The 18,791-nt window shown below is 42.1% G+C and carries 10 protein-coding genes; 6 read left to right on the top strand and 4 right to left on the bottom strand.

Translation table 11 applies throughout. From position 1 onward, the window contains the following. Nucleotides 1-44: 44 nt before the first annotated feature. Nucleotides 45-3,977 (top strand): ATP-dependent RNA helicase HrpA, encoded by a 3,933-nt coding sequence (hrpA, locus tag FAX86_RS13990; RefSeq protein ID WP_144394059.1) that lies wholly within the window; start codon nucleotides 45-47, stop codon nucleotides 3,975-3,977. 166 nt (nucleotides 3,978-4,143) lie between these two features. Beyond that, complete coding sequence (locus FAX86_RS13985) at nucleotides 4,144-4,584, top strand: hypothetical protein (protein WP_144394058.1); 441 nt, start codon at nucleotides 4,144-4,146, stop codon at nucleotides 4,582-4,584. A gap of 148 nt (nucleotides 4,585-4,732) precedes the next feature. Here the strand turns inward: FAX86_RS13985 and cysZ are convergent, their stop codons facing one another. After that, on the bottom strand, nucleotides 4,733-5,485 hold the full coding sequence (gene cysZ / locus FAX86_RS13980) for a sulfate transporter CysZ (protein WP_144394057.1): 753 nt from the start codon (nucleotides 5,483-5,485) through the stop codon (nucleotides 4,733-4,735). A gap of 153 nt (nucleotides 5,486-5,638) precedes the next feature. Here cysZ and smc point away from each other — a divergent pair, with 153 nt between their 5' ends. Genes smc through ligA form a run of 3 tightly spaced genes read left to right on the top strand, consistent with a single transcriptional unit; the run spans nucleotide 5,639 to nucleotide 11,963 of the window. Continuing rightward, nucleotides 5,639-9,133 (top strand): chromosome segregation protein SMC, encoded by a 3,495-nt coding sequence (gene smc / locus FAX86_RS13975; RefSeq protein ID WP_144394056.1) that lies wholly within the window; start codon nucleotides 5,639-5,641, stop codon nucleotides 9,131-9,133. 17 nt (nucleotides 9,134-9,150) lie between these two features. Next, nucleotides 9,151-9,933: a cell division protein ZipA gene (gene zipA / locus FAX86_RS13970; protein WP_144394055.1), complete on the top strand. Its 783-nt coding sequence runs from the start codon at nucleotides 9,151-9,153 to the stop codon at nucleotides 9,931-9,933. 23 nt (nucleotides 9,934-9,956) lie between these two features. Continuing rightward, entirely contained in the window at nucleotides 9,957-11,963 is a 2,007-nt protein-coding gene (gene ligA / locus FAX86_RS13965; protein ID WP_144394054.1) for an NAD-dependent DNA ligase LigA, read from the top strand. A gap of 124 nt (nucleotides 11,964-12,087) precedes the next feature. Here the strand turns inward: ligA and ltaE are convergent, their stop codons facing one another. Genes ltaE through FAX86_RS13950 form a run of 3 tightly spaced genes read right to left on the bottom strand, consistent with a single transcriptional unit; the run spans nucleotide 12,088 to nucleotide 14,068 of the window. After that, nucleotides 12,088-13,101, bottom strand: coding sequence for a low-specificity L-threonine aldolase (gene ltaE / locus FAX86_RS13960; RefSeq protein WP_144394053.1), 1,014 nt, complete (start codon nucleotides 13,099-13,101; stop codon nucleotides 12,088-12,090). Between the two features lie 23 nt (nucleotides 13,102-13,124). Next, entirely contained in the window at nucleotides 13,125-13,493 is a 369-nt protein-coding gene (locus FAX86_RS13955) for a hypothetical protein (protein WP_144394052.1), read from the bottom strand. 2 nt (nucleotides 13,494-13,495) lie between these two features. Beyond that, nucleotides 13,496-14,068, bottom strand: coding sequence for a tetratricopeptide repeat protein (locus FAX86_RS13950; RefSeq protein WP_144394051.1), 573 nt, complete (start codon nucleotides 14,066-14,068; stop codon nucleotides 13,496-13,498). Nucleotides 14,069-14,345: 277 nt separating this feature from the next. Between FAX86_RS13950 and FAX86_RS13945 the strand changes: the two genes are divergently transcribed. Further along, on the top strand, nucleotides 14,346-18,791 hold a 4,446-nt coding region (locus FAX86_RS13945; protein WP_281286423.1), incomplete at its 3' end, for a calcium-binding protein.

Genomic DNA, 18,791 nt, shown 5'->3' with positions numbered 1-18,791 from the left:
TTGCAAGCGGGCTTTTTTATTTGTGTTGTACGAAAATAATTCACATGTCTCATTTTGATTCCAAGTCTTCGCCTTCAGAAAAAACAAGTTTAGTCCGTATAGATATTGATCGGTGTACTACACGTGATGCCGGAAAGTTATTGTCTTTGCGCCGAAAAGTGCAGCAAAACTTGCGCCGTAAAAAACCGGCTGATCAGCTTATTAGCAAGCTGGAAAAACACTACTCTCAGTCGCAAGATCATTTGTCTCAACGCAAGAAAAAATTGCCGAAAGTGAGTTTCCCTCCTTCATTACCGGTGAGTGAAGAGGCCGATCCAATCGCCGAATTAATTAAGTCTCATCAAGTCGTTGTTATTGCGGGAGAGACGGGGAGTGGAAAAACCACTCAATTACCGAAAATCTGCCTTAAAGCGGGTGTGGGAGTTCGCGGTCTTATTGGTCACACTCAGCCGAGACGAGTTGCTGCTACTTCCGTTGCATCGCGGATTGCAGAAGAGTTGAACTGTCCGCTAGGAACCGATGTTGGTGTTAGCGTTCGTTTTTTCGAAAAAACATCACCGGATGGTTATATCAAAGTAATGACTGATGGAATGTTGTTGACTGAAATTCAACGCGATCCTTTTTTAAGTCATTATGAAGCGATTATTATCGATGAAGCGCATGAACGCAGTATCAATATTGATTTTTTGTTGGGTCTTTTAAAAGAGTTAATAAAAAAACGAAAAGATCTAAAAGTTATTATTACATCCGCCACCATTGATGTTGAACGCTTTTCGAAATTTTTTAATGAGGCACCGATCGTTAATGTCGAAGGTCGAACTTATCCTGTCGATATTCAGTATTTTCCCGCGGATCCCAATCTTATTCCTTACGGTGAGCGCCCGGAAATATTTCAAGTACAACATGCGGTAAAAGCAGCGGTAAAAGAGGGGCCTGGCGACATTTTAATATTTTTGCCAGGTGAAGGTGAGATTCGCCAAGTCACACGGCAATTGCGCAAATTAAATTTAAGTCAAACGACAATTCTTCCATTGTACGCACGACTTAGTATTGGCGATCAACAAAAAGTATTCAAGCCGGCTCAAGGTAGAAAAATTGTATTAGCAACCAATGTTGCTGAAACGTCATTAACGGTACCAGGAATTCGATTCGTGATTGATCCGGGCACCGCGCGCATCAGTCGATTTAGTATGCGCAGCAAAATTCAACGATTGCAGGTCGAAAAAATTTCTCAAGCCAGTGCTAATCAAAGGGCAGGACGTTGTGGTCGTGTTTCTGCTGGAATTTGCTATCGGTTGTACGATGAGCAAGATTTTGACAGTCGTTTGGAGTTTACGCTACCAGAAATTAAACGAACCAATTTAGCTTCCGTTATTTTACAAATGAAATCGATGGGCATTGATGAGCCACAAGCGTTTCCATTTATAGAAAACGCAGAGGACAAACATTGGCGCGATGGCATGACACTGTTGTTTGAACTGGGAGCTTTGGATAAGGACAACCAACTGACGGAAATGGGACGTAGCATTGCAAAAATGCCAGTGGATCCTAAGCTTGCGGCCATGTTGTATTCGGGACGTGAGTCCGCATTACAAGAAATGTTGGTGATTGCGAGTTTGTACAGCGTAAGAGATCCACGAGAAAGACCCCATGATAAAGCACAAAAGGCCGATCAGGCGCATGCGCAGTGGAATGACAAAAAGTCAGATTTTGCTACTTTTTTAAACGTTTGGAATGGGTTACACAAAGAGCAGGAAGCTCGATCTAATCGGGAGTTTAAAGAATATTGCTTTGAGCACTTTATCAATTTTCCTGCCTGGTTAGATTGGAGAAATACGTATCGGCAACTAAAACAGTTAATGCAAGACATGGGTTTCAAAATTAAGAAAAATCCCGCGGATTATGAAGGTCTTCACCGAGCGCTTATTCCTGCGTTGTTGCCCAATATCATTACCAAAACGACCGAAGTTCATTATCAGGGAGCTCGTAATACGAAAGTTTTTATTCATCCGTCGTCGGTTAACTTTAAAAACAAACCAGCATGGTTACTATCGGCTGAACTAATGGAGACGGGTAAATTATACGCGCGTGCAACAGCACCCATTGAAGTCGAGTGGATTGAGTCAGCAGCAGAACACATTAGTAAAGTCACTTACCTTGATCCTCATTGGCGAAAAAATAAAGGAGAAGCGGCAGCGTACTTGCAGAAATCATTATTTGGTTTAATTATTGTGGCCAATCGACTGGTGAGTTACAGCGATCAGGATCCAGTATTAAGCCGGCAGTGGTTAATTGAAAAAGGACTGATTGATGGTGAAATGAAGTCAAAGCTTCCGTGTTTTTTGAGTAATCAAAAATTACTCAATGAATATCGTGACGAAGAAACGCGTCAGCGAAGAACTGATATTTTAAAAAGTGATGAAGAGCTGGTTGAGTTTTTCGATGATCATTTGCCTAAGTCGATAGTCACGCAAAAAGCTTTGGAGCGTTGGGTTAAGAAAGACTGGCACGCAAGAAATCAACAACTGACTTTGACCGAAAATGATGTGCTGAATCCAGAAGCCGAATTGGATGAATCCGCTTTTCCTAAGTACCTGTTAATTCGTGGCAGTGAAATAAAACTCGAATACCGATTTGAACCCGGTCATGAAGATGATGGTGTGTCGGTTTGTTTGCCAGTTTCAATGTTAAAACAATTTAAACCATCAGATTTTGAGTGGTTGGTTCCTGGATTATTACAAGAAAAGATTTTGTGCTCGATTAAGGCGCTGCCAAAAGCCATTCGTAAAAATTTCATTCCTGCACCGGAATACGCTCAAGCCAGTTATGAGCGACTAAAAGATAAATGGGGGGAAGGTGAGTTTTTTCAGGAGTTGGCTACCGTTTTGTATCAAATTTCCGGAATTCGTATTGATATTGATTTGTGGAAAGAAATTGCTTTGCCGGCCCATTTAACACCGAACTTTAAAATTTTTGGTGATGGAAAACAACCCATTCGAAAAGGACGTAATTTAGAAGAGTTACAACAATTATTAGATCAACAAATTAAGCAGTCACTGCAAAATATAACGACATCCTCAACACCGTCTGCTGCCGAGTCGCGTAAGCCTCAAATTGAAAAACTTACCGCTTGGCCTGAAAACGATGAGTTTCCTCTCGAATTGCAACGCAGTCATCAACGACAAAAAACGCGCATTTTGCAAGCGTTGTGCGACCGACGAGACCATGTCACTGTGATCGGTTGTGAATCAAAATATCAGGCGGAAGAAAAACATGCTCAAGCAATTTGTCGTTTGGTCGTTCTCTCTCTGGATAAGACCGTAAAGTATTTTCAGCGGTCTTGGCAAAATAGAAAAGAGCTAACTCGTCTGTCGACTTTGGTCGAAAACTATAATGAGTTGATCGATGATATGGCAATGGCCGTTGTCGCTGCTTCATTGCCTCAATTGCCGATTGAAAATCGTCAAGATTTTGATGAATTCTCTGCCCAGGTTGCAGAAAGCTTTACCGAACAAATGAATGAACAACTGACGCACTTGTTATCGTTATTAAAACAAACGCAAGTTATTAGCAAAAAGGTGTACGAAAAGGTTGAGCCCCGTTATTTAAAATCTTATCAAGATATCCGATCGCAACTGGACGATTTATGGTTTGAAGGTTGTTTATTTGAACATGGATTGCAACATTTAAGCGATTTTGGCCGCTATTTAAGCGCACTTGAGCGCCGTTTAGATCGAATGGAAGTTAATTTTCCGCGCGAAGAGGCTTCACTCAGGGAGTTTAGTGACATAAAACTCCGAATTTTAAGCATTCCTGATTCTCCTCATAATAAAGACTACTCTTTGGCTAAGAAAGAGCTCTTTTGGATGCTGCAAGAGTACCGGATCTCTTTATTCGCTCAGGGAATTAAGACTGCCTATCCAATATCAGAGAAAAGGCTTTTAAAACAAATGGATAGTTTAAGGTATTTAGATTGAACTTTAACTTTTGATACTAAATGGCGACATAAATAACTTGTTTTTATCACGCAAATTTAGGAATTCTGCAGAATAAGTCGCAAATTGAATATTTTATTGTTGGAATTTTGAACAAATTTGTTACACTTATCTCAATTATCGAAATATGAGTTATCGTGTGAGTGTTATGAAGTATTCATTAAACGCACTCGTTTCACGGATGAAGAAGAGTGCGGTCGCAATATTTTCGGGGATAATTGCCCTAAATGCGTACTGTGATGGAGATGATTCTCTCATCTACCCAACGCACGCTTATGAGCCCTTCGTGATGGAATCGATGGCCCTAACGATTCCCATTGGCGAACGCTTTGGTTTTGAAGTTGCAGAATACAATAATCCAACGCCCGTCGACATGTACGAGCTGTCGTTGCTGAGTTTGTATGATTTTGCTGCTTACAGTTTGAATGATTACAGTTATTCCAAGCCATTGGTGTTTCGTATAACCGTTCAAGGCTACAGTTTGTTCGATTCTTATCCAGGCGGTAGAAATTATTTTTCTTTCGATAAAGGCCTTGAAGATGAGATTCGGCGTCCTCGATTTCTAATGTCAATTACGCAACATTTTTAACTTTTAACTTGGTTAATTATGCCGCTTACTCATGAGTAAGCGGCTTTTTTTTGCCCAGAATATAACCTTTTGAATATCGTTCAAAAATATATTGCCCAAAAAAGTCTCGCTCAAAAAGACTTTGGCTGAATTTAGAACATTAAGGTGGTTAAGATTCCTGGCGGTAATTTTCAAACCAGAGTGCGGTTGCGCCGGCAACAGCTACGGGCATCACTAAAATATTAAGAACCGGTATCATCGTAACTAATAAAATCATCGAGCCAAACCCAAGTGGACCACCTCGTTTTGCTCTTAAGTGTTCGAGCATGGTTTGAAAGCTAATTTTATGATTGTCCATGGGATAATCGACGTATTGGACCGACATCATCCAGGCGCTAAAAATGAACCAGACAACCGGTGCAATCAAATTAACACCAGGAATGAGAAATAACAGCAAACAACCGATGGCTTTGGGTAACCAATACTTAAACTTGGCCCACTCGCGACCAAAAATTCTAGGTAAGTCTTTCATCGCCCCGACAAATCCACCGGTGTCTTCGTTAATGGATTCTCCGGAAAGATGCCTTTCGACGGCTTCGGCGAGTAGGCCGTTAAAAGGCGCTGCCAGCCAGTTCGCGATTATGGCGAAAAAATAAAACACAGTGATAAAAATAGCGATAAAGGCGATTGGCCAAATGAGCCAGCCCAAATTATCGAAAAACCACTGAACAATGCTGCCACTGGATTGATAGATATCGTCTTTCCATTCCATTAAGCTAGTAAACAGCCAGATACAGCCCGCCGATAATAAGACTAAATTTATCAATAAAGGCAATATCACATAATGCCGAATGCCTTTCTGACGTACTAAATGCAACCCTTTGGTGAAATATTGAGCACCACTAAATCCTGTTTTAACCATAAACTAAAAATATTCTCTTATTTTTGAAACAGTAGTGTGTTTCAGAAGTGAAATAATTTAAACTACAAGGCTATACAATAAAGCAATGAGCTAACGTATTTTCTCAAATTTAATCCCCTCATTGTAAAGATAAAAAACAAAGATTTCAGGGTTATGCGCTTAAAACAGATAAAATTGGCAGGATTTAAATCGTTTGTTGATCCTACCGTTGTGCCTTTTCCGCAAAATCTAACTGCGATTGTGGGGCCAAACGGCTGTGGAAAGTCGAATCTGATCGATGCTGTTCGCTGGGTAATGGGAGAATCCTCTGCCAAGCACTTGCGTGGCGATTCAATGACCGACGTTATTTTTAATGGGTCGACAGCACGTAAGCCTGTTGGTCAAGCCAGTATTGAATTGGTCTTCGATAATAGCGAAGGCAAATTGGTTGGTGAGTACGCATCTTATAGTGAAATTTCTGTTCGACGTTCAGTCACCCGTGATGGTCAATCGACTTACTTTTTAAACGGAACAAAATGTCGTCGTAAAGACATTACCGATATATTCCTTGGCACCGGTCTAGGGCCACGTTCCTACGCGATTATTGAACAGGGCATGATCTCTCGTTTAATCGAATCGAAACCTGCGGAATTAAGAGTTTTTATTGAAGAAGCCGCAGGTATCTCCAAATACAAAGATCGACGTCGAGAAACTGAAACCAGAATTCGTCATACTCGAGAAAATCTTGAGCGTCTTGAGGATATTCGAGAAGAGCTGGGTAAACAATTGGCGCATTTGCAACGTCAAGCAAACGCTGCAATGAAATACAAAGAGTTAAAGAGTGAAGAGCGTGAGCTGAAATCTCAATTGTCAGTTTTAAGATGGCAGCGATTTGACCAGCAAATGAAAGAATTTGAAACGCTCATTAACCAGCTTGAAACAGAACTCGAGTCGCGCATTGCAGAGCAACGTCGGGCGGATGCTGAGATTGAGCAAACCCGAGATTTACACGTTGAGTTAAGTGACCATTTTAACGAAGTTCAAGGACGTTACTATGGAATCGGTGCCGATATCGCTCGTTTAGAGCAAGCCATCAAACATCAGTCTGAGCGTAAAACTCAATTATTAGAAGATCTTCAAAGCACCTCCAGTTCTTTATCCCAACAAATGGAGCAGAAACTCAGCGATGAAGATCGCATGGAAACGCTACAGCAAGAGTTGATGGAAGCTGAGCCGGAACTCGAAATGCATAATGAAACCGTTGAAGCTTCGCAAGAACGATTAAGCCAGTTAGAAGAGTCGATGAATCAATGGCAGCAAGATTGGGATGCATTTAATCAGGGGGCTTCAGGGAATACGCAAAAGCTCGAAGTTGAAAAAACTCGAATACAACATTTGGAATCTCATTCCACTCGATTGTCGTCACGCATCGACAATATGGATCGCGAACTCGAAAACTTGACTGCTGAACCGATGGAAGCGTCAATGGTAGAGGCTTCCAATGAATTATCGAAAGTCGAATTAGAAGCCGCAACCTTGTCGGAAACCGTTGACGAGTTTGTGGAGAAGATTTCCGATCTTCGCGATAAGCGCCGGAATAAAAGTCAACAAATTGATGAGTTGCGTCGTGAAGTGCAAAAAATGCAAGGGCGTAAAGTCTCGCTAGAAGCGCTACAAAGCGCAGCATTGGGTGGTGAAAATAAAAAGACCAAACAATGGCTTGAGCAATCTGGCCTAGCAGCACAACCTCGTTTGGTCGAATCGCTAAAGGTTGACACGGGTTGGGAAAAAGCCGTTGAGACGGTATTGGGTGAAACGTTACAAGCCGTATTGGTTGATGATTTTTCTTTAACCAGTCGCTTAGAGGAATTAACCGAAGGTTCTCTTCAATTTTTTAAAACATCAAATGGTTCATCAGGTGAGCCCAATAGTCTGGCCAGTAAAGTGCAAGGTCCTGCCGATTTAACGGGGTTGTTGAATTCTGTTCGATGTGTAGAAACATTAGAAGATGCGTTAGCCATTCAAAATGAATTGGAAGGAAAAGAAAGTGCCGTCACTAAAGATGGTCTTTGGATTAGCAAGGATTGGATTCGTGTGTCGCGTGCGACAAAAGATGAAGCCGGATTAGTTGAACGCGAAGCAGAATTAAAAGAGCTCGTCGTATTGTTGGAAGAAAAGGAATTGTTATTAGACGAGCTAAACGAACAGGAAGCGGAAGTTCGCGATAATATTCGTGATTTAGAAAATAGTTGGGAACAAAAACAGCGAGAGCTAAAAGAAGCCAATAAAAAGTACAGCGAGTTGCGTGCACGTGTGGGTAGTCAACAAGCCAAGCTGGAACAAACCCGCAAACGAATTGAAACGCTGAAACGCGAACGAGCTGAAGCCGTTCGACAAATGGATGACGATGAAAAATCGTTAGTCGCCAGCCGTAAAGTGATTGAGGGCTTGGTAGAACACATGGCCAGCGATACGGATAAAAAGGAATCTTTAACGGCAACGCGTGAGGAAATTCGTAGCGAACTGGAACAGGCCCGAAACCGAGCGCGCGAAGCAAAAGACGTTGCTCACAAATTAGCGTTACGTGTGGAATCTTTGCGAACTGAAATCAATTCCGCTAAGAATAACTTCCAAAGAATGGATCAACAAATAGCCCAGTTGCAACAACGTAAAGTCGAGTTGCAAGATAGTATTAGTACACTTGAAGAACCGGGTGATGATCAAAAGATTGAATTAGAAGAAGCGCTCGAGAAACGTTTGTTAGTCGAAGAAGAATTACGTACAGCGCGAGAAAAAGTGACCGAAGCTGATAACAAACTTCGTGCAATTGATAAAAAGCGTTTGGAAGCAGAACAGGCGGCACAAGCCATTCGAAGTCGACTTGAGCGCTCGAAAATGGAATGGCAAGAATGCAAAACTCGGCAAAATACTCAGGCCGAGTCTTTGGCTGACGATGAGCAATCCATTGAATCTATCGCTGAAAGTTTGCCGGAAGACGCCAACGAACACGATTGGCAAGAAAAGTTAGAGGCGATCAATGGCAAGGTTCAACGTCTCGGAGCGATCAATCTAGCGGCGATCGAAGAACACAAACAACAATCGGAGCGTAAAGTTTATTTAGATGAGCAGCACGCTGACTTGTTGGAAGCGATGGAGACTTTAGAGTCTGCAATTCGTAAAATTGATAAAGAAACAAGAACGCGATTTAAAGAGACGTTCGAAAAAATTAATTCGGGTTTGAAAGAGTTATTCCCCAAAGTATTTGGCGGCGGTCATGCTTATTTAGAGTTGACCGGAGATGACTTACTGGATACTGGTGTTGCAGTGATGGCACGTCCTCCTGGTAAGAGAAATTCAACGATACATTTGTTATCGGGTGGAGAGAAAGCATTAACAGCGATTGCGTTGGTGTTTTCAATTTTCCAACTTAATCCAGCACCGTTTTGTATGTTGGATGAGGTTGACGCTCCATTAGACGATGCAAACGTTGGACGTTTCTGTAACCTGGTAAAAAGTATGTCAGAAAAAGTTCAGTTCATTTACATATCGCACAATAAAGTGGCGATGGAAATGGCGCATCAACTTGCCGGTGTTACCATGCAAGAACCCGGTGTATCACGGCTAGTTGCTGTAGATATTGATGAAGCTGCTGCTATGGCAGCTATGTAACGAAGAGGCATTTTCACATGGAGTGGGAACTTCGTATTATTTTAGGCGTATTGGGTGCTGCGGTAGTGGGTTATGTTGCCTACGATGGATGGCGTCGCAGTCAAAAAGGCAAACAGAAAAGTTCGATTCCGGAAATGCGTAATTCACGGGATGTATCAGAAGCTCGAGATAACGGCGGCTTTGATATGGATGGAATCGGTGAGGTGCGTGTAAAAAAACTGGGTGAACGAGAATCTGATTTTGCGACAAATCATCAAACAGAAAATTCAGCTACTGAATCCCTTGTAGCGACTCGAGACGATCCCATTACGGTAACTTCGCAGCAAGACTCTTTCAGTGCTATGGAAGAAGAACCGGTTGATCCCGATGTTGAACCTGAGCTCATTTTTTCGGTAACATTGCTGGCGCCAGAAGAGGGCTTTGCGGGCGAAAAACTGTTGCAACTTCTTATTGAAAGAGGTTGCCGATTTGGTGATATGAATATTTTTCACCGTTATAAATCGCCACAGGCAACGAACAAAAAATATTTTTCCATTGCGAATGCATTTGAGCCGGGTACGTTTGATGTGCAAACCATGGCAAACGAAACTTTCAAAGGCATTTCCTTTTTTATGGGTGTGCCTGGTAGTTACGAACCAGACACGGCTTATCAAACGATGGTTGATACGGCTCGTGCACTAAAGGATGAGTTTGGCGGTAAATTAATGGACAGCTCACGCAGTGTGTTTACCGATCAAACTCGTCAGCACGAATTAGAACAAATCAAAGAATACAAACGCCGTCAATTAACACAATCTTAATCCAAAAGTAGTTTACTAATTTCATGACGCTATCACCTGAGCAACGAGTTAATGAATTGCGTAAAGCAATCAATGAGCACAATTACGCCTATTACGTATTGGATGAACCTTCAGTTCCCGACGCCGAGTACGATCGTCTGCTGCGTGAACTACAGGCATTAGAACAAGAACATCCCGAACTTATTTCTTCAGACTCGCCGACGCAACGAGTTGGGGCTAAAGTTGAAACTAGTTTTGAAAAAGTCGAGCACTTGCGGCCAATGCTATCGTTGGATAATGTTTTTAACGATGATGAACTCAATGCTTTTTCCAAACGAGTGAATGAACGCCTTGTTACGTCAGACCCTGTGGCTTATGTTTGCGAGCCTAAGCTTGACGGTTCTGCGGTTAGTTTAATTTATGAAGAGGGAAAATTGGTAAAAGCAGCAACGCGAGGTGACGGACGCGTTGGTGAAGACATTACGGCCAACGTCAGAACCATTAAAAATGTCCCATTAACATTGCGCGGTGATTTTCCAAAGCTGGTTGAAGTTCGTGGTGAAGTTTTTATGCCAAAGCAATCTTTTGAAGAACATAATGCACTTGCTCGAGAGTCGGGCGAAAAGGTATTTGCTAATCCCCGAAATGCTGCTGCGGGAAGTTTACGACAAAAAGATCCTTCCATCTCGGCAAAACGGAATTTATCCATTTATGTTTATAGCTTAGGTTTAGCTGAAGGTATCGAGTTGGCAAACAGTCATTACCAACGCTTGCTACAGATTAAAGAGTGGGGACTGCCTATTTGCCCTGAAATTAAATGCGTAAATGGCATAAATGAAACACTCAAGTATTATCATTCTATTTTAGATAAACGGAATGACTTACCCTACGAAATTGATGGCGTGGTTTATAAAGTCGACTCAATTGATGCGCAAGAAAAGCTAGGTTTCGTTGCACGGGCACCTCGCTGGGCGATTGCCCATAAGTTTCCTGCGCAAGAAGAAATTACAACATTAGAAAAAGTTGAGTTTCAGGTTGGACGTACCGGAGCCATTACTCCGGTTGCACGATTAACGCCGGTATTTGTCGGTGGTGTGACCGTTAGTAATGCAACACTGCACAATATGGATGAAATTAAGCGGCTTGACGTACATCAGGGCGATACCGTCATTATTCGGCGAGCGGGAGATGTCATTCCGCAGGTTGTGAGTGTTGTTTTAGAGCGTCGGCCTGAAAATGCAAGTTCTGTAGAAATGCCAACGCACTGTCCTGTCTGTGATTCTCCGGTTGAGCGCGAAGCGGACCAAGCAATATATCGCTGTACTGGTGGTTTATTTTGTTCTGCGCAACGTAAAGAGTCGGTCAAACATTTTGCGTCTCGTAAGGCAATGGATATTGATGGTTTAGGCGATAAACTAGTAGAGCAACTGTCTGAAGCAGAAGTTATAAAATCATTGGCTGACTTGTATCGGTTAACGCAAGAACAACTCGAATCTATGGAAAGAATGGGTGAAAAGTCGGCATCGAATTTAATTGCAGCGATCGAAAAAAGCAAGTCGACTACCTTTGGTAAATTTATTTACGCTTTGGGTATTCGTGAAGTCGGCGAAGTTACAGCACAAACCTTAGCAAATGAGTTAAAGACGATTGAGCAATTAACGCAAGCGACAGAAGAACAACTTTTAGAGTTAAGCGATATTGGTCCTGTGGTAGCGCATCATATCGTTTCATTTTTCGATAATGATGAAAATGTCAAAATAATTGAAGATTTAATCGAATTAGGGGTTCATTGGCCTGCGATAGTCGAAAAGTCTGCGGATGAAATGCCACTCAAAGGAAAAACGATTGTTTTAACCGGAACGTTTGAGACGATGTCTCGTAATGTTGCAAAAGAAAAGTTGGTCGAACTCGGTGCAAAGGTGAGTGGTAGTGTGTCTTCGAAAACCTCTGTGGTTTATGCAGGCCCTGGTGCGGGCTCTAAATTAAAAAAAGCACAAGACTTAAATATACCCGTGGAAGACGAAGAAGCTTTATTAAAAGTAATTTCTTAGTATTGAAGTGTAACGTTCAAAAGTTCAATTGACTATTGAGTCTTAGTGTAAAGCTTGAGTATAACAAGATTAAATCGCTCAAGCTTTTTTATAGACTCAAAACAAAATCTAATTAGTCTAAAAATTAATTAAAGGTTTTTGTAAATACATTAATCACTTTTTCGATGGCATTATCATCAATATCTAAGTGAGTAACCAGTCTTAATGACTCACCTTCGGGTAATACAATGTTTTTTTCCTGCGCGCTCAACTGGAGCTGAGCGACTTTTTCGGTGGGAACATTTACAAATACCATATTGGTGACGCCGCTGTGCTCGCTGACTGTCAGAGCCCCAATTTTTCTTAAGGCATCAGCTAACGATTTAGCGCGTCGATGATCGTCTGCTAAACGCTCGATATTATTTTGTAACGCGTATAGTCCAGCACCAGCTAACATGCCTGATTGACGCATTGCGCCACCTAACACTTTCCGCCAGCGACGAGCTTTTTCAATTAATGTTTTGGAACCAACAAGTACTGAGCCCGCGGGCGCACCTAAACCTTTTGATAAACATAAAGACACAGAGTCAAAAGTATGGGTCATTGACTCGATAGATTCTCCTGTAGCAACAACCGCATTAAATAACCGAGCGCCATCAAGATGAAAAGCAAGGCCTTCTGTTTTACAAAGATCAGCGATTTGACTTGTGTAATCAGACGGAACACAAACACCCGCCTGAGTGTTCTCGAGACACACCAAACGCGTTCGAGCGAAGTGATTGTCTTTCGGTTTGATAGCGGCTTTAATTTTTTCTATCGGTATAATTCCAGGCGCTTGATACTCAAGAGGTTGTGGCTGAATACTCCCTAGAACGGCTGCTCCACCACCTTCGTATTTATAAGTGTGAGCATCTTGTCCAACAATATATTCATCACCACGTTCACAGTGTGACATTAAACCTAATAAATTGGATTGCGTACCACTGGGAGCAAATATAGCCGCTTCTTTGTTGAGCAATGCGGCACAGTAACTTTCAAGTTGATTGACTGTAGGATCTTCGCCATAAACATCGTCGCCGAGAGGAGCTGACATCATGGCGTCTTTCATGTCTGGCGAGGGAAGGGTTACGGTATCACTGCGCAGATCAATTTTTTTCATTTGTTATTATCTGTAGTTAGTGTTTAGGATTTAGTAACTTCTTTGATGTATTGGTTTAACAGTTTATCAGCTTCAGGATCTTGTTGAATTGATTTGTTGACTGATTCAACAAGATAACTCATATGCGCCGCATTGGAAATAATGGATTGAAAACGCCACTGAATCATTTTGTTGATGACTAATTTTCGAGCAATGTTTTTTTCTTCGTCGGTTTTGGTCGACAACTTAGAAACTGAAGTTGCCACTTCTTTTTTCAATTGCTCGATATCGTTATCATGAGTCATGCGCTCCTGTGATTCTGAGGAGCGAGCCGGACTGTCGCCCGACTTTTTAGTCACAGATAATGATTCTATCAGACTGGATATTGGATCCGTACGGTTGATGCGGCTCATAATTAATTATTGTAAGACGATAATAAAAATGAATTCACGCCGCTTTTATCTTGGTCGTCGCCGTCTTCTTCAGTTTGAGCTTGCTGTTTGTCACCCGATAAACGAGCTTCTATTTCCTTAACGATTTTTTCAAAATCCTGATTCAGTGGAACGTTCTCATCGTTCAATGAAATCGCCTTTTTGATCGCATCGCGTGACGATTCGAGGTCTTCTTTGATTAATAGCTGGAGCCCGTTTGCAAATTGTCGATAGAAATTGTCTTCTTCTAGCGAGACGAGAGGCTCGAGTACCAGCGAAGCTTTATCGATTTGATCCAGAGCTGTGAGTAGCAGTCCCCACTGTAAACGAGCAACATGTAGGTCAGGTGCTAATTCAGCGGTCGTTTCAAAATAGGTGAGTGCTCTGTCGTAAAATGCAATTGAGGCATATTCTGCAGCTAGCAAGTAATTAACAAAGGCATTATTCGTGTCTTGGCTGAGAGCCGTTTTTAGATGTTGGATAGCGTCGTCATGGCGGTTTTGACTTGATGCATGCATCGCTAAGTGTAATAACTCTTCGGAATCTAGGTTTTCCATTGGTACGGATTCTCTCCTGATAAAAAATCCCCTTATTTTATCGAACAGTCCGATAAAACACCAACCAAAACTGGTGTTAATAGTTGGCAGCAAGGGATAGGAATAAAAAGTTGTTATCTATGCATCTAGCTGTCGCGAACGTCGCATAAATGACGTGAATATTCCTCAAAAACGCCAAAAAATCTCATAAGTATAATAAGTTTCGCGTACAATACCCGTCCATTTTATCCGTCAATTTTTCGAATTCTCAAATTGGATCGCTTTTAAGGATTTTTGAATGTCAGCCATCATCACTTCAAACGACTTAGGATTATTGAATTCTTCTCTCAACATTCTTGGCAATCAAGGACAACTAGGGCGCGCACAGGCCGGAGAAACTGGCGAACGAACTTACGTTAATGCCGCTTCCGGTAACCTGGTTATTCAACACCAGGATGAAATTTTAGTCGGCATGGGCATTAATGCTCAGGCATTGCGGACGTACAACAGCCAAGGTCAGTTTGATGGCGATAACAATGACCAGTGGATGATGGGCGTGTACCGACGACTCGATATCACTGGAACTTTAGGCACGGCCGGAAGTTCCATCACCCGTACAGCGGCAGATGGCAGTGTAACGCAGTTTAACTATGATGAAGCGACAGGCGAGTATGTCAACGAAGATGTGGCAGATGCGCAAGATACCATTCGAGTAACTGACAATGGCGAACTTGAGTGGCAGGATGGCAACACTCAACGTCGTGAAGTCTATACCAGCGACGGTATTTTAAATCGAGTTTACGATCGTGATGGTAACGCGACCCAATTCAACTTTGATGTTAATGGACTGATTCAATCCATCGAGTCAACAGAACAAGCCATGACCTTTCAGTATGACGGTAATTTACTGCGCAGCGTCTCATTAGTAACAAAGGACGTTGAAACTGGGTCACCAAAAGACTATCAAACCACACACTACAGTTATGATGCGCAAAATCGATTGAGCGCAGTCTCCATTGATTTAACACCGGAAGATAGTGATATTACCGATGGCAATGTTTACACCACTACCTATACCTATCGGGATGAAACATCAAATTTCATATCATCGATTACACAAAGTAACGGTCATCAATTATCGATTACTTACGATGACAGCGACCGTGTTAAAACCATTACTAACAGCGAAGGCCATTCGCAAACATTCACCTACAATAATGAATCCACCGATATTACTGACCAGCATGGTCGAGTCACAACTGTCACTTTTGATAGCGCAAATGATGGTAATTTAACGAGTATTACATCTCCCACAATTAATGGTCAGCGTCAGCAAACGCGCTTCGAGTATTATGCGGGGTCCGACCGTGTTCAAACGGTATACGATGCAAAGAACAATGCCACTTTCTTTGACTACGATGATCAAGGAAATCTGATTCTTCAGCGCGATGCGGAAGGCAATACCGTCACGCGAACTTACAACAGCTTGAACTTGATGACCTCAGAAGCAGTTTATCGAGTTGCTGATCCTGACGGAGCGGGTGAGCAAACTGCAGGTAATGCAGCAACCAGTTATTTTGTGTACGACGACGAAGGTCATCTTCGATTCAGTATTTCTGCAGAAGGTCGTGTTAAACAGTTCGATTATACTGTTGAAGGTTTACTTGAGAATACCCGTCACTTCACCCAAGCGTTTTTCGATACCAGTGGATTAAGCGTTGATGCGTTACCCAGTGAAACGAGTTTAGAAACTTGGGTTGCCTCTATCGACCAAACACAACAAATTTTAATCAGCAATGTTTACGACTTTCGCGGTCAAGTGGCCAGTACCACTCAACATCATCGCGTTGATTCCAACGGAACAGGCATCGCAGCACGCAGTGAAACGACGCGCTACGTTTACAGTGCAGAGGGTCAATTGTTAAAAACCATTTTACCCACGCGCTACAGCTACGACGCAGAGGGTAATGCTTCCATCGATACCGATGATGACGGTAACCCCTTAACGTTTCAAACCACTAACGTATACGATGGACTGGGTCGTTTAACTTCAACGACACGTCCCGATGGCGAAATTAAAATCTCGGTTTACGACGATGCCAATCGTACGGTAACGGTAGAAGCTATCAATGGCGTTACTACAGAAACGGTTTATAACACACTTGGACAAATGATCAGTCGCGAAAGCTTTAGCGCTGATGAAGTCACCTCACTGGGCAAAGTTAATTATTTCTACGACGACAAAGGTCGTCAAACAGCGCGTCAAGATGCTAGCGGTGCGTTCAGTTATACCGTGTATGATGATCTTGATCGTGTTGTTGCTAAAATCGACGAAGTCGGTGCAATAACTGAGTTAAAGTACGACGAGAAAGGTCAGTTGGTTGAAACTATTGAACGTTTTAATCGCATAAATACTCGAGAATTAAAGAACGCGCTTTTTAATATTGATGAATTTGGTTTTAGTGCCGGTGATTGGAAAGATGTATCGTTCTCACTTTCTAATTTACTGGCTGTTTCTGAGGGCAAGATTACTCAAATATCATTGAGCAATGGTGATGATGCTTCGATTGATACTCAAGGTGCATTCAAAGACATCACATTTAAAAGCGTCGGTGGTGCAGAACAAGCATTAATTTTTAATGAAGCTGATTTAATTTCCGTTGATGGCCAAGACACGTCGAATGAAGCTATCGTATCAAGTGATGGTAATACATTAGAGTTAACTGGCAACACATGGAAAGCCATTCCTTTTGATTATCAATTAACTCCCTACTCAGTTATCGAGTTTGAGTTTAGAAGTGATGGTCAAGCTGAGATACAGGGCATAGGATTTGATTCGAAAAGCACTTATGAAGGATCGAGTCAATTTATTAAATTATATGGAACTCAAAGTGCTTCAAGTTGGACAACACACCAAGATCAATATTCAGCTAATGGTGAATGGCAAACTTACCGTATTCCAGTAAGTTCCCTCAGTGGTCAAATAGCCCCGTCTATAACTCACCTATTTTTTGCAAATGACAATGATGCACTTGTTGCAGGTGGCCATAGCGCATTTCGTAATGTAAAAATTCATGAAGTTGTTCCCGAGCCAGATTCAATTAACTTTAATGACCGTCAATTGGACGTCGTTGTCGGTCAAGATACTCATAGTTTAATTAATGTTTCTACCGATGGTAATGAAATTGAATTAGTTGGGAACACCTGGCGCAGTATTCCCATCGATTATAATTTTACTGAAAATACGGTTGTTGAATTTGACTTTAAGACAGACAGTCAAGCAGAAGTTCACGGTATTGGTTTCGATACTGTCGACTATCACCGGCGTGAAGGTTTGAATGTTAAGTTATTTGGTACACAGTATGTGAGCACTTGGCATAATGCGCCTGAATCTTATAAAACGATTGGTGAGTGGCAATCATACAAGATACCGGTTGGGCAGTTAGGTTCTAATTATCTTAAAAAGATGACGAGGTTGTTTCTTGCTAATGATAAGGATGCATCTCCAACGGACTCTAATGGTAGTTTCAAAAATGTTAAAATTTATGAAGAAGAGGCTCAATCGACTTCAGTTGATTATTCACTAGATATAAGTGAGCTAACAGAGGGTTCCGGAAGCAATTTAGAGTTAAGTGCAGATAATCGAACAATCCTATTAAAGGGTGCGACTAAAGCTACTATCGAGTCTGGTTTCACTTTAACTCAAGAGTCAGAGATTAATTTAAAGTTTGCTTCAAACTCTTTGACTTCTGGTCAGCTTTCGATCCAATTCGAAGATGGAACTGCGCATGGAATAAATCTTTCTGATGTAGTAGCCGTAAGTCCAGAAAACGAAGGATCATCGGTTGTATCAACATTAACACTGGAAGCTCTGAACTTATCAAATGATCACAATCGAGATCGCGTTTCTAAAAAGGTTTACGACAAAGCGGGTCGCCTAGTTTTAACAGAAGATCCTGAGGGCAATTTCACAGCATTTGAATACGATGGAGCTTCACAACTTGTCAAAGAAACTCGCTATAGCGGTAGTTCGCAATTTGAAGCGGAAATTTCAACGACGGAATATGCGAGTGAATCAGAAGCGGGACAAACACTGACTGGTGATTCATTTCCAAATCGTTTAGTTGGAAACTCAGGCAACGACACAATTAGTGGCAGTTATGGCCATGATCATTTGCTGGGTCGTGAGGGCAACGACAACATTTCGGGTGGATACGGTGATGACCATATTACCGGAGGTCGCGGAGACGATACGCTGGATGGGAATGCTGGTGCCGACACCTATTACTTCGGTGACAATTTCGGAAACGATACCGTGGTTATCAGCAGTGCCGATACGCTAGTTTTCACCAGTGAGCAATACCGTAAAGACGCAATGGTGTTTGAGCGTGTGAATTACAACGATTTACGCGTTAGTTTTGTCGGTCAGCCCGATACCATTACTTTAAAAAGTTACTTTATCAACAGCAGTTATCGGCCGAAAGAAATTCAGTTTGCCGATGGCACGGTGTGGACGACGGAACAATTTGAATCTGGTTTTAAAGCGATCGGTTCCGACACCGGCGATACCATTATGGGCTTGTACCAAGACGATACCATTTTAGGCAACGGCGGCAGTGATTCGATTGAAGGCTGGCACGGCAATGACACCATCGAGGGTGGCACCGGTAATGATACGTTAAGCGGTGGTTACGGTCAGGACACATTAATTGGTGGAGACGGTAACGATACGATTTTGGGTGGT

The organism is Pleionea sediminis, assembly GCF_007570825.1.
In the GTDB taxonomy this organism is placed as follows: Bacteria; Pseudomonadota; Gammaproteobacteria; order Enterobacterales; family Kangiellaceae; genus Pleionea; species Pleionea sediminis.
The sequence above is the reverse complement of the archived record's forward strand: the minus strand, read 5'-3'. Positions and strand labels throughout refer to the sequence as shown.

What these genes read in the sequence shown, in the direction of transcription:
- hrpA (WP_144394059.1), top strand. Translation starts at nt 45, where the DNA reads ATGTCTCATTTTGATTCCAAGTCTTCGCCTTCAGAAAAAACAAGTTTA.
- FAX86_RS13985 (WP_144394058.1), top strand. Translation starts at nt 4,144, where the DNA reads ATGAAGTATTCATTAAACGCACTCGTTTCACGGATGAAGAAGAGTGCG.
- cysZ (WP_144394057.1), bottom strand. Translation starts at nt 5,485, where the DNA reads ATGGTTAAAACAGGATTTAGTGGTGCTCAATATTTCACCAAAGGGTTG.
- smc (WP_144394056.1), top strand. Translation starts at nt 5,639, where the DNA reads ATGCGCTTAAAACAGATAAAATTGGCAGGATTTAAATCGTTTGTTGAT.
- zipA (WP_144394055.1), top strand. Translation starts at nt 9,151, where the DNA reads ATGGAGTGGGAACTTCGTATTATTTTAGGCGTATTGGGTGCTGCGGTA.
- ligA (WP_144394054.1), top strand. Translation starts at nt 9,957, where the DNA reads ATGACGCTATCACCTGAGCAACGAGTTAATGAATTGCGTAAAGCAATC.
- ltaE (WP_144394053.1), bottom strand. Translation starts at nt 13,101, where the DNA reads ATGAAAAAAATTGATCTGCGCAGTGATACCGTAACCCTTCCCTCGCCA.
- FAX86_RS13955 (WP_144394052.1), bottom strand. Translation starts at nt 13,493, where the DNA reads ATGAGCCGCATCAACCGTACGGATCCAATATCCAGTCTGATAGAATCA.
- FAX86_RS13950 (WP_144394051.1), bottom strand. Translation starts at nt 14,068, where the DNA reads ATGGAAAACCTAGATTCCGAAGAGTTATTACACTTAGCGATGCATGCA.